The organism is Tenacibaculum sp. A30 (assembly GCF_051200845.1).
Classification (GTDB): Bacteria; Bacteroidota; Bacteroidia; order Flavobacteriales; family Flavobacteriaceae; genus Polaribacter.
In genome coordinates this window covers 347,811-360,455 of sequence record NZ_CP195160.1, presented here as the reverse complement: position 1 = coordinate 360,455, position 12,645 = coordinate 347,811, and the positions used below count along the sequence as shown (strand labels likewise).

The window sequence follows — 12,645 nt, the reverse complement described above, 5'->3', positions numbered from 1 at the left end:
AAACACAAACTCCACTAGATGATAGTGGAGTTTTTTTGTACCTTAGAATTTCAAATTCGCTTAAAATGCAAATAGATAAACAAACATTTCAATTTTTAAAAGACTTAAAAGAAAATAACAATCGTGATTGGTTTACTGAGCATAAAAAAGAATTCACCAAAGCTCAAAACAATGCAAAAGAGGTGTACAAAACCATTCAAGAAAAGCTGAATAAACACGATGAAGTTGATAAGCACAAGTTGTTTAGAATTTATAGAGATGTTCGTTTTTCAAAAGATAAAACTCCTTATAAAACACATTTTGGAGGTTCTTTTCATAGAAAAAAGCCTGAACTAAGAGGAGGCTATTATTTGCATATTTGTCCAGGAGATAGTTTTTTAGCAGGTGGATTTTGGGAACCAAACAAAGAAGATTTACTTCGTATTCGTAAAGAATTTGAAATGGATGCTTCTGAAATTAGAGAAATTTTACAAGAGAAAAATTATGCACAATATTTTGGAGGTAAGCTTGAAGGGGATGAACTAAAAACAGCTCCAAAAGGATTTGACAAAGAACACCCAGATATCGATTTGATTCGCAAAAAAGGGTATATCGCTATTCAACATTTTTCAGATGAAGAAGTTCTTGCTCCAGAATTTTTAACAAGAGTAGATCATGCTTTTAAAGCTCTTCGTCCTTTCTTTGATTATATGAGTGATGTTTTAACCACGAACTTAAACGGAGAAAGTCTTTTAGATTAATTTAAGTTCAATCGAACTTCTCTTTTTAAATAAATATAAGTAACCAAAGTTGATGAAATATCAGCGATAGGAAACGACATCCACACACCATTTACCCCATAAAACTTGGGTAGTATATATACCAAAGGAATTAAAAAGATTCCTTGTTTTAAAAGTGTTAAAAGTAAAGCAGGCAACGCTTTTCCTGCTGCTTGAAAATAGGCAGCACCAATTAATTGGGTTGTAATTACAGGAGTTGCTAAAAAAGCAATAATTAACGCATTGGGTGTGCTGTTTAACAGTTCTTTATCTTCAGTAAAAATACTTACCAATTGAGTTGGAAACAACATGATAGCGATAAAAATAATAATAGCTATTCCTGTACCAAAAAGTATCGAGGTTTTAATACTCTCTTTAACTCGTTCAATATTATTTGCTCCATAGTTATATCCTGCAATGGGTAAGAAGCCTTGAGTTACTCCTAAAACAGGAAAAAGGGCAAACAGCATAACTCTGTTAATGATACCATATATAGCAATAGATATTTCCCCTCCGTATTTAAAAAGTGTGTAGTTTAAAACAATAGTAAGCAAACTTATGGTTCCTTGCCTTACTACCGTTACACCACCTAAAGAAACAATTTCTTTTACGATAGAAAAATTGAGTTTAAAGTATTTAGGAATCACTTTTAGTTGAGTATTCTTAGAAAAGAAAAACCATAAAATAAATAATCCACTAACAGCATACGATATAGAGGTTGCTAATCCTGCACCAAATATTCCTAAATTCATGAATTTTATAAACACAACATCTAAGAATATGTTAGCAATGGCAGGAAATAACATAGTAAGCATCGCATAATTAGGTTTTCCTACAGCTCTAATTACAGGATTTCCCATCATTGCAAAAGCTAAAAAAGGAACTCCCCAAACAATTACATTAAAATATTCAGTAGCAGGTACAATTATATCTCCATTCGCACCAAAAAGTTGTAAGATAGGCGTGCTAAAGAAGGTTCCTAAAAGCACAAATATTACTGAAAGTACAATAGTAAGTGATATCTGATTTCCGAATACTTCAAAAGCCTTATCAGATTTATCAGCACCCAAAGCTCTTGAAATAATAGAGCTTCCTCCAATTCCGACTCCCATTCCTATAGATGAGATTAAAAAAGCAATAGGTAGCACAACAGTAATTGCAGCAATAGCTAAAACACCTATCCATCTTCCAACAAAAATAGTATCTACTATCATGTTAATAGACATGACCAAAATACCAATGGAGGCAGGAATAGCTTGTTTTAAAAGAAGTTGACTAATACTTTTTGTTCCTAAGTCGTCAGCGATTCTATTCATGTTGCCTAAATTAACACGAATTATCGTTCTAATTTAAAATCTACGTTATATTTAAGTAATAATTAACATCAAACCTGTAAGTTTGTTATATGAATGTATTTGAACAAAAACATATTGTAACAGCTAATGAAATAGATGAGTATAACCATGTAAACAATGTGGTATACGTGCAATGGATGCAGAATATTTCTGATGCTCATTGGAAAGAGCTATCAAAAAAAGCGACAAATATTGATTATGTTTGGTTTGTTATTCGTCATGAAGTTGATTATAAAAATCAAGCTGTTTTGGGAGATGAAGTAACGCTTAGAACTTGGGTTGGTAAAACCGAAGGAATAAAATCTATTCGTCATTTTGAAATATATAGAGGCGAAACTTTATTAGTAAAATCACAAACCACATTTTGTTTATTAGATGCTACTACTAAAAAACCGAAAAGAATTACGAAAGAAGTAACAAACTTATTATTACCGTAAAAAAGAACAATATCTTTGCACTTATAAATTTATACAATGACAACATTTACCGCATTAGGAGTACGAAAAGAGTATGTAAAAGGATTAAAAGAGTTAGGAATAACAACTCCTACTGAAGTGCAAGAAGAAGCGATACCTTACTTGCTTGAAAATAATTCAGATTTTATTGGATTAGCACAAACAGGAACTGGTAAAACAGCTGCATACGGTTTACCTATCTTGCATAAAATAAATCCTTCTAAAGGTCATATTCAAGCGTTGATTTTAGCTCCGACAAGAGAGCTAGCACAACAAATAAAAAAGCAATTATTTAAGTTTACAAAATATGTAGACGAACGAATTTTTGTAGAAGCTGTTTTTGGAGGTGAAAAAATTGATCGTCAAATCAATAGTTTAAAAAGAACTACTCATATTGTGGTAGCTACACCAGGTCGTTTAATTGATTTAATAGAAAGAGGTGAGGTTGATTTAAAAAATATCAACACTATTGTACTTGACGAAGCAGATGAAATGCTAAGCATGGGATTTAAATTAGAATTAAACCGTATTTTAAAATATACTTCAGGTACACGTAAAACATGGTTGTTTTCTGCTACAATGCCAGAAGAAATCAGAAGTATCATAAAAAAATACATGAGTTCTTTTGCTAAACAAGTAGAAGTAAACAAGAATTCTTTGGTAAATGCTAATATTACGCATCAGTTTGTAACAACTACGATTCCTGAAAAAACCGATGTTATTGTTAAGTTTTTAGAAAAACGACATACTGAAAGAGGTATTATATTTACAAGAACCAAAGCAGGAGCTCAAAAGTTAACAAAAGAGTTAAAAGAAGAAGGATTTTCAGTAGAAGCTCTAGAAGGTGACATGCAGCAAAAAGAGCGCGATAAAGTAATGCGTGCTTTTAAAAATGAAAGTCTTCAAGTATTAGTTTCTACTGATGTAGCTGCAAGAGGAATCGATGTTCAAAACTTAGGTTTTGTGTTACATCATCAATTACCAGAAAAGTTAGAATATTATACACACAGAAGCGGTAGAACAGCCAGAGCTGGTAAAAGAGGAGTGTCTTTAGCTTTAATTCTTCAAAATGAAAGAAATCGTATTGCTGAAGTAGAAAAAGAATTACAAATACAATTTTCAGAAATATCAATATAAATGAGCATCATCTACGCCATAGACTTAGCTGGAACTTTCGCCTTCGCCATTAGTGGAGCACTAGTGGCTATTCGAAAAAAATTTGATGTTTTTGGTGTGCTCATTATAGCTTTTGTTACTGCTATTGGTGGTGGTATGACGCGTGATGTTCTTATTAATGCGCATCCTATAAATTGGATAGGCGATATCAATTATATCTGGATAATACTCACAGCAGTAGTGGTTACCTTTTTATTTAGAAGTAAAATAGCTCCGCTAAGAAAAACAATGTTTTTATTCGATACGATTGGTATTAGTGTATTTACATTAATAGGCGTTCAAAAAGGATTAAGTTTTGATTTACATCCGTTTGTAGCGTTAGTTATGGGGATGTCTTCTGCTGTTATGGGAGGAGTTATTAGAGATGTGCTAACAAATGAAATTCCGTTGATTTTCCATAGAGAAATTTATGCTTCCGCTTGTTTAGCAGGAGGAATGGTGTACTTACTTTTACATCCTTTAAATATAAATGAAGATTTACTTTTTGTAATTTCTGCCGGAATAATTGTTACTATTAGGACCATTGCTGTACAATATAAATTAGAATTGCCTAGAATTAAGAAGGATATTTTTGGAAAATAATAAGCACTATGAAAAAACTAGTTTTTGAAAATTTAGAAGAACTTTCTAGTTTAGAAGGAAAACAATTACCGGTAGGAGAGTGGTATACTGTTACACAGCAAATGATTAATGATTTTGCTAATGCAACACTCGATAAGCAATGGATTCATATTGATGAAGAAAAAGCGTCAAAATATTCTCCTACAGGAACTACTATAGCTCACGGATTTATGTCGGTTTCTATGCTTTCTGAATTAATTTCAAAGCAATTTGAGGTTAAAAGTATAAAAATGGGATTGAATTATGGATTGAATAAAGTACGTTTTCCAAACCCAGTTCCTGTAAATAGTGAATTACGTTTAGTAAGTTCATTAAAACATTTAGAGGATTTTCAAAATGGAAAAAAACTCACATTTGGTTGTACAATAGAAATAAAAGGACAAGAAAAACCTGCCTGTGTTGCTGAGTTTATCTTTGTCTTATTCGAATAAAAAAGCTGCTTTTTATAGCAGCTTTTTTATTGTTGTTTGTGTTTTAGATTAAGACAACCAGCCTTTTTCAATAGCTTTTTTAGAATACATTAATAAAAAGACTCCAATAAGAATAACCATCACAGGCATAATAACTCCACCAGGACCATATACTTCGGCAGCTTTACTCATAAATAAACTGTAAGACATTTGTGCTAGAATTGCTATTAAAGAAATTAGAAAAACAAATCTAGCTGCTTTTTTTCTCGCTAATAAGAAAATGCTACCTAGCAAACCAGCAAAGACTGCTATAGCAAATGCGGCTGTTACCCAAGCAGGAATGTTTTCGTATAAAGCTCTTTCAGTTTCTGGTAAAGCAGCTTTTACTTCATCTGTCATAAAAGCTTGTCCGATGTAAGACATTACACCTAAACCATTCCAAATAAGTGCAGCAACACCAATAATCCAAAACAATGTAGTAGGTTTGTTTGAGTTTGTCATAAAAATAGGTTTAAAGTTAGTTATAGTTAAATGTAATTATAAATAACTAAAAAAACAAAACAAACTGTAAATCAATACTTAACAAAATAGGTTTTTAAACGCTTTCTTAAAATAATGTTAAAGCTAAGATGCTTGTGTAACGAGCCGTAAAAACAAACGTCTTATGAGTATATAATTACTTAACAAGTAATGTTTAGTATTAGTTAGTTTTTAATAGTTGATTGAAAAAGGCTCGAGATATTATCCCGAGCCTTTTTTATATTTATTTTCTTGATATAGAAATCTAAGAATCTAACAATCCAAAAATCTAATCAGTTTATTTTCTTTCTAAAAGAGCCATATAAAATCCGTCATATCCAGATTTGTGCGACAATACTTTTTCATCTTTCACAAAAGTAAAATCTTTACCGTCATCAGATGCTAAAAAGAATTCTACTTGTTGTTGATTTTCTGAAGGTAATACTGAACAGGTTGCATATACCAATTTACCTCCTGGTTTCACCATCTTTGAGTATTGTTGCAATACTTCTTGCTGGGTTTCTCTAATCTGATCTAAAAATTCTGGTTGTAATTTCCATTTACTATCAGGATTTCTACGGATAACTCCTAAACCAGAACAAGGAGCGTCGATTAAAACTCTATCTGCTTTTCCATGTAGTTTTTTTATCACTTTAGTAGAATCAATTACACGAGTATCGATGTTATGAACACCGTTTCTACGAGCACGAACTTTTAACTTTTTCAATTTACTCTCATAAATATCCATCGCTATAATTTGCCCTTTGTTTTTCATTAATGAAGCTAAATGTAATGTTTTACCTCCAGCACCTGCACAAGTATCAACTACTTTCATACCTGGTTCAACGTCTAAATAAGCTGCAACTAATTGTGAAGAAGCATCTTGTACTTCAAAAAAACCTTTTTTAAAGGCTTCCGTTTTAAATACGTTTGCTCTTTCAACTAATTTTAAAGCATCATCATATCCTTTAATGAATTCAGTATCAATTCCTTCAGAAGCTAATTGTTTTTGTAAATGAGCTTTGGTGGTATTTAACGTATTTGTACGTAAGATAACTTCTGCTTGTTTATTTAAAGCCGCTATTTCTTTGGTCCAAACTTCTTCTCCTAATTCTTGAACTCCAACTTCATCAATCCAATCAGGAATAGATTCTCTAAATTTTCTAATTTTTAATAATTCATCAAATTTCCCTTTAATTCTTCGAGATGGAGTAGGTTCTATCTGGTTCCAATCTGGTAATTGAATTCCCTTTAATACACACCAAACAGCGAACAATCTCCATAAATCAGGACGAGCGTAAGGAGCTTTTACATTTGCTATTTCAGCATACAATCGTTTCCAACGAACAATATCATAAATTGTTTCAGCAACAAATTTTCTATCGCGTGCTCCCCAGCGTTTATCTCTCTTTAACGCTTGTTCTACAGCCTTGTCAGCATATACATCTTCATTAAAAATATCGCGTAAACTATCTATAACCGCGAAAACTAAATTTCTATGTAATCTCATTTGATGAATTTAAGAATGCAAAGATAGTTGATTTTAATGGCTTTTTGTATTTTCGTTCTCAATGAATTTAAACCATCCAGTAACATACATTAAAGGCGTAAGTGTAGCAAGAGCGGAGTTGCTATATAGTGAATTAGGTATTAAAACCTGTGGGGATTTATTACACCTGTTTCCGTTTCGATATATAGATAAAACACAGTTTTATACTATTAGTCAGTTGCAACAAAACTCTGCTGAAGTTCAAATTGTTGGAAAAATTACAGGAGTAAGAACCGTAAAACAAAAGAGAGGAAGTCGATTAGTAGCTACTTTTTCTGATAATACAGGTGCTATGGAATTGGTATGGTTTAAAGGAGCGAAATGGATAAAAGATAGCTTGAAAGTGGATGTTCCGTATGTAATTTACGGAAAGTTAAATTGGTATAACGGAACTCCGAACATGCCGCATCCAGAAATGGAAACGGTTAAGGAGTACAAAAGCAAGCTACAAATGGCTATGCAACCTGTGTATCCATCAACTGAAAAACTAGGTACAAAAGGAATAAGCAATAAAGTTATGCGTGGCATGATTCAAAATTTGTTTCAGCAGGCGTATGGTAGTATTGAAGAAACTTTTCCGCAATATTTTATTGAAGAACATCAGTTTTTAGGTAAAAAAGAATCACTATTAAATATTCACTTTCCTAAAAATCAAGAATTATTAGCCAAAGCACAATATCGATTAAAGTTTGAAGAATTATTTTTTATTCAACTCCAGTTATTACAAAAAAAGCTCATTCGAAAATCTAAACTAAAAGGATTTGTTTTTGAGCATGTAGGAGAGGAGTTTACTAATTTTTACAACAATCATCTGCCTTTCGATTTAACAGGAGCTCAAAAACGAGTATTAAAAGAAATCCGTAAAGATGTTGGTTCTGGAACTCATATGAACCGCTTATTACAAGGTGATGTCGGTTCAGGAAAAACCATTGTAGCTTTATTAACTATGTTATTAGCTATTGATAATTGTTATCAGGCTACGATTATGGCTCCTACAGAAATTTTAGCTATACAGCATTATAATGGAATAGTTGACTTGTTAAAAAACACGAATATTCATGTTGATTTATTAACAGGATCTACAAAAACCAAAAAGCGTAGAGAAATTCATGCTAGTCTTGAAGATGGATCTCTTCATATTTTAATAGGTACACATGCTATTTTAGAAGATAAAGTACAGTTTAAAAATCTGGGAATTGCTATTATTGATGAGCAACATCGTTTTGGAGTTGCACAGAGAAGAAAGTTATGGGAGAAAAGCCCATCAGATGGAGGGGCTATTGTTCCTCCACATATATTGGTGATGACGGCAACACCAATTCCTAGAACATTGGCTATGTCTGTGTATGGCGATTTAGATATTTCAGTTATTGATGAATTACCTCCTGGACGTAAAGAAATAAAAACGGTGCATCGTTATGATAGCAATCGTTTAGGAGTTTTTAAATTCTTAAAAGATGAAATAGCTAAAGGGAGACAAGCTTATGTAGTTTACCCTTTAATTCAAGAGTCTGAAGCTATGGATTATAAGGATTTAATGGATGGATACGAAAGTATTTCTAGAGAATTTCCTTCTCCTAAATATCAAATCAGTATCGTTCATGGGCAAATGAAACCGGCTGATAAGGATTATGAAATGGAACGTTTCGCAAAAGGAGATACGCAAATAATGGTAGCAACAACAGTAATTGAAGTAGGAGTGAACGTACCAAATGCTTCGGTAATGGTTATTGAAAGTGCAGAGCGATTTGGGTTAAGTCAGTTGCATCAGTTGAGGGGTAGAGTAGGACGTGGAGCAGAACAAAGCTATTGTATCTTATTATCTAGTTACAAATTATCTTCTGACGGAAAAACTCGATTACAAACTATGGTAGAAACTACAGACGGTTTTAAAATAGCCGAAGTAGACTTGAAACTTCGTGGTCCCGGAAATATTATGGGAACACAACAAAGTGGAGTGTTAAACCTTAAAATAGCGGATGTTGTTAAGGATAGTCCAATATTACATGTAGCGCGTAAAGCTGCTATAAATTTACTTCAAGAAGATCCTAGTTTATCTAAAAAAGAAAATGCCAACTTGCTAAAAACGTATGAAAAACTACGCAAAACAAGTGGCATATGGAGTAATATTAGTTAGAATTAAGTGCTAGCTGGAGCTAGTACTTAACTCTTCATCATTCATAGTGTTATCAGTTTTATTATACCTTAGTATCAGATATCCTATTATTGCTGAAATAAGAGACCCTAGTAAAACACCTATTTTAGCAGAACCCAAGAACTCTGGGCTTTTTGCAAAGGCCAAACTAGCAATAAAAATTGCCATGGTAAACCCGATTCCTGCTAAAAACGATACACCAACAATATGTTGCATATTAATATCTTTAGGGATCTCTATTATTTTAAGTTTTTTAACTGTGGTAATAATTGTAGTAATCCCTATACTATTTCCTAAAATTAAGCATAAAGCTATATGTATTATTAATGCTGAATCTAAATGCGCATTGCTATCAAATATTAAAACTCCAGCATTAGCTAAAGCAAAAATTGGAATAATTACATAGGCAACAATGTCGTGCAATTTGTGCTCTAAAAGCTGAAGAGGTGATTGATAATCTTCTATCCAATGATCTAAATTATCTATTTCAGAAATTTGTTCTTTAGAAAGTATTGGCATAGAGGTGTCTTTAGCATTTTTAATATTCTTTATTATCTGCGATAAGTTATCTATAAACTTAGGAGTGTCTACCTTTTGTCTAATAGGAACAGCAAAAGCCATTAAAATTCCCGCAACAGTTGGATGTATCCCTGCTTTAAGGAATAATACCCAAATAACTGTACCAAACATAAAGGTTATATAATGAGAATAAAAACCTCTGTGAGCAATAAAATAAAGGAAAGCTAACAACCCTATCGCAATTGAAATTAAGGTAACGTCGATACTACTGCTATAAAAAAGAGCAATTACTAATACAGCACCAATATCATCAACAATTGCAAATGCAGTTAAAAATACTTTTAAACTCAAAGGTACCCTGCTACCCAAAGTATTTAAAACAGCTAACGAAAAAGCTATATCTGTAGCCATAGGAACTCCCCAACCATGAGCTGTTTCTGGATCTTCATTTAAAATAACAAAAAACAAAACAGGAAACAACATTCCACCTACAGCTCCAAAAAGTGGGAATGCTAGTTTCTTTGTAGTGTTTAATTCACCTATTAAAAATTCTCTTTTAATTTCTAATCCAATTAAAAAGAAGAATACTGCCATTAAGCCATCATTTATCCAAAGTATAAGCGGTTTGTATAATTCAAAATGCTCAGACTTGAACCCTATTTTGTATTCCCAAAGAGCTTGATAACTGTCTTTAAAAGGAGAGTTTGCCCAAATAAGGGCTAATAAAGTAGCTGCTAATAGCAAAATACCACTAGCACTTTCTGTTTTAATAAACTTTTGCAGTGGAGATATTATTCTCTTTTTAATCATATGTATATATAAATTGTGACTTACTAATTTTTGAAAAAAGTAAATATATTAATTCTTTTTGTTTTGGAAAGCGAAGATAATTTATCAAAGTTTAACGAAAGGTTAAATTTTTAAATTACTTAACACTTAAAAAGGAAAAACGATACGAAATTCCTAAATTTAATTGAGTGCTACTTAAGCTTCCCCCTCTTGCTTTTACATAACCAGCACCTAACCTTAGATTTAAGCTACTCGTTAGTTTGTGATTAACACCAACACTAGGTTTAATTATTAATCCTTGTCCTGTACTAATGCCACCACCACCGGCTGCACCACCTAATACTTGCGCGAAAAGAGAGGTTTTACCCTTAAAAAACTCATTGGTTTGAGCTCCTAATCCTACAACTCCTTCAGCATAAGCTCCTGCATCACCAAAATCGGCAAATGAGGTTTGACCTGCTGCGTACAAATACTTATTTAAGAAGAAATTTAGCTGTAATGAAATTTGATGCATGTTTTGATTAAATCCGCCATCTCTTGCTGCATCTAGGTATAAATCTTGCTTAATAATAGTTTCAAAACCTTTAAACTTACCTTCTGTAAATTTTCTTTCCTCAGGTAAAATACCATCTCTGTCTACATAATATTTTAGCCCTAAACCGAAAGTAGATGAAACGAAGTGTGAGTTAGGACTCATCATATATCCCTTATTAATTGAGGCGTAAACATTATCAAATAATTTTTGCTCTAAAGAAATATCAGGATAAATTAAAAAACCTCCTTTGGTATCCACTCCGCCACCACCTCCGGCGCCTACCCCAAATTTAGTTAAAATATTCGTACGATTTTTATTCATTGATAAATGATATCCACCACCTAAGAAAACATCCATATAACCTGCTTTAATTCCATGGTATGCACCATCAGCTTTTACGAAAAAGAAAAAGTTATCTGTGATATAGGAATTTAGCTCAAAACCAGCTAAACGTATTGTGTTTCCTTCAAAAGAACCTTTTGTTACTTTGGCGTTGTTTAAGTGAACCAATAATGAAATTCGATTACTTAAAGTATTCCATGAAGTTGGTTTTAAATCTTCTATAGAGAAAGAGTTTTCTCTATCTTTAAAATTAGCTGTTTTAAATGATAAAGGGACTTGTACAGCAACATTAATTTGGCTACTATTAATTGTTCCTCCATCAAAAAAGTCTACATAACTATATCCTGCTGTTGCTGAAAAGTGTTTAAAGTCATACCCCAAATTAAGGTGAGGTAAAATGAATGCACCTCCACCATCAGGGGCAGATGCGCCACCGCCACCTCCAAAATGAAGTCCAGCATCTACAAATAACCTATCTGTTATTTTTTGTTGAATTCCAGCATTAACTCCCAAAGTAAAGAAACCGCCACGAATACCTCCTACAGCACCATATAAACCAACTCCAGCATAACTCCAATCGTTCAGTTTTAGGTTGTAATGGAGTCCTGTATAATCCATATTTTGTTCTCCTTCGGGCATTTTAATAGACAAGAAATCTATTTGTCCGAAACCTACTTGTGTTTTTTGCTCTGGAATGGTGCTCGTTTGAGCATAAAAAAAATGAACACTCATTAGTAAATTTACTATGAGTGCTCTTTTAAAAAAAATGTTTAGCATTTTTGCTTATTTAATTATGTATTTGCTGACGTTCTCCGTTTATATATGAAGCGATAAAAGCATCTTCAAATCCTACTTTAATTAGTTCTTTCTTTAATTCTCTTGCTTCCTCTAAGGTTAAGAATAACCCTAAAGAATATTTAAAATAACCGTCTGCATTAGCTACTATTGAAGGAATAACTTTTGAAGATAATAAAGGGTATTGATTGTTTGATAACACCCCTATTTGAACAGAGTAAATAGTTTCTCCTCTTGTTTCTTCTGCTATTTCATTTGTAGCTGTTTCAATATCAATATTAGATATTTCTGCATCTCCGCTTCTTGCTGCTCTTGCGTCAGCTCTACTAATACTATCTAACACTCTATATGCTTCTTGTTTTTTTACAGCTTCAACATCTATATTGTTAATAGCACTGTTTCCACCGTAGGCATAAAAGTAATAAGCTGCTCCTGAAGCTACTCCTAATAAAAGCCCTAAAAAGATAGATAATCCTCTGGAGCTTCTTTTAAATGCTGAAAATTCTTCTTGCGTGCTGGTTAATTCATTTTCAGCGTTTTCTCTTTGTAATTTTGAATTATCTAAGTCTTCTTGTATTAACTTAAACTTTTCTTCTTCTATAAAAGGCATAAGTATTGTGGGTTGATTAGTTAATATTTTAGTGCACTAAAATACAAATCTTTTTTT

Annotated in this window: 12 protein-coding genes; 6 read left to right on the top strand and 6 right to left on the bottom strand. The window is 32.5% G+C overall.

Annotated elements, in window-relative coordinates; all coding sequences use genetic code 11:
* Window positions 1–65: 65 nt before the first annotated feature.
* The gene (locus ACR9ES_RS01675; protein ID WP_435254857.1) at window positions 66–740 is read left to right on the top strand and encodes a DUF2461 domain-containing protein; all 675 of its coding nucleotides are present in this window, start codon (window positions 66–68) and stop codon (window positions 738–740) included.
* Here the strand turns inward: ACR9ES_RS01675 and ACR9ES_RS01670 are convergent.
* Window positions 737–2,074: an MATE family efflux transporter gene (locus tag ACR9ES_RS01670; protein WP_435254856.1), complete on the bottom strand. Its 1,338-nt coding sequence runs from the start codon at window positions 2,072–2,074 to the stop codon at window positions 737–739. The two genes, ACR9ES_RS01675 and ACR9ES_RS01670, sit on opposite strands and share 4 nt — an antisense overlap.
* Before the next feature lie 89 nt (window positions 2,075–2,163).
* Here ACR9ES_RS01670 and ACR9ES_RS01665 point away from each other — a divergent pair, with 89 nt between their 5' ends.
* Genes ACR9ES_RS01665 through ACR9ES_RS01650 form a run of 4 tightly spaced genes read left to right on the top strand, consistent with a single transcriptional unit; the run spans window position 2,164 to window position 4,796 of the window.
* The gene (locus ACR9ES_RS01665) at window positions 2,164–2,550 is read left to right on the top strand and encodes an acyl-CoA thioesterase (protein WP_435254855.1); all 387 of its coding nucleotides are present in this window, start codon (window positions 2,164–2,166) and stop codon (window positions 2,548–2,550) included.
* Between the two features lie 36 nt (window positions 2,551–2,586).
* The gene (locus tag ACR9ES_RS01660; RefSeq protein WP_274633651.1) at window positions 2,587–3,705 is read left to right on the top strand and encodes a DEAD/DEAH box helicase; all 1,119 of its coding nucleotides are present in this window, start codon (window positions 2,587–2,589) and stop codon (window positions 3,703–3,705) included.
* Window positions 3,706–4,326 carry a trimeric intracellular cation channel family protein gene (locus tag ACR9ES_RS01655; RefSeq protein WP_435254854.1) on the top strand — a complete coding sequence of 207 codons (621 nt, stop codon included), beginning with the start codon at window positions 3,706–3,708 and terminating at the stop codon, window positions 4,324–4,326.
* Between the two features lie 8 nt (window positions 4,327–4,334).
* Window positions 4,335–4,796 (top strand): MaoC family dehydratase, encoded by a 462-nt coding sequence (locus tag ACR9ES_RS01650; protein ID WP_435254853.1) that lies wholly within the window; start codon window positions 4,335–4,337, stop codon window positions 4,794–4,796.
* Between the two features lie 48 nt (window positions 4,797–4,844).
* Here the strand turns inward: ACR9ES_RS01650 and ACR9ES_RS01645 are convergent, their stop codons facing one another.
* Both ACR9ES_RS01645 and ACR9ES_RS01640 read right to left on the bottom strand, forming a co-directional pair.
* On the bottom strand, window positions 4,845–5,276 hold the full coding sequence (locus ACR9ES_RS01645; protein ID WP_435254852.1) for a hypothetical protein: 432 nt from the start codon (window positions 5,274–5,276) through the stop codon (window positions 4,845–4,847).
* Window positions 5,277–5,592: 316 nt separating this feature from the next.
* Window positions 5,593–6,804, bottom strand: coding sequence for an RsmB/NOP family class I SAM-dependent RNA methyltransferase (locus tag ACR9ES_RS01640; RefSeq protein ID WP_274633655.1), 1,212 nt, complete (start codon window positions 6,802–6,804; stop codon window positions 5,593–5,595).
* Window positions 6,805–6,865: 61 nt separating this feature from the next.
* On the opposite strand from ACR9ES_RS01640, the gene recG reads away from it, so the two are divergent.
* On the top strand, window positions 6,866–8,980 hold the full coding sequence (gene recG / locus ACR9ES_RS01635; protein ID WP_435254851.1) for an ATP-dependent DNA helicase RecG: 2,115 nt from the start codon (window positions 6,866–6,868) through the stop codon (window positions 8,978–8,980).
* Window positions 8,981–8,989: 9 nt separating this feature from the next.
* Here the strand turns inward: recG and nhaA are convergent, their stop codons facing one another.
* From nhaA to ACR9ES_RS01620, 3 genes are all read right to left on the bottom strand, one after another.
* Window positions 8,990–10,327, bottom strand: coding sequence for a Na+/H+ antiporter NhaA (nhaA, locus tag ACR9ES_RS01630; RefSeq protein WP_435254850.1), 1,338 nt, complete (start codon window positions 10,325–10,327; stop codon window positions 8,990–8,992).
* Window positions 10,328–10,442: 115 nt separating this feature from the next.
* Window positions 10,443–11,915, bottom strand: coding sequence for a hypothetical protein (locus ACR9ES_RS01625; protein ID WP_435254849.1), 1,473 nt, complete (start codon window positions 11,913–11,915; stop codon window positions 10,443–10,445).
* A gap of 55 nt (window positions 11,916–11,970) precedes the next feature.
* Complete coding sequence (locus tag ACR9ES_RS01620; RefSeq protein WP_435254848.1) at window positions 11,971–12,588, bottom strand: hypothetical protein; 618 nt, start codon at window positions 12,586–12,588, stop codon at window positions 11,971–11,973.
* Window positions 12,589–12,645 lie beyond the last annotated feature (57 nt).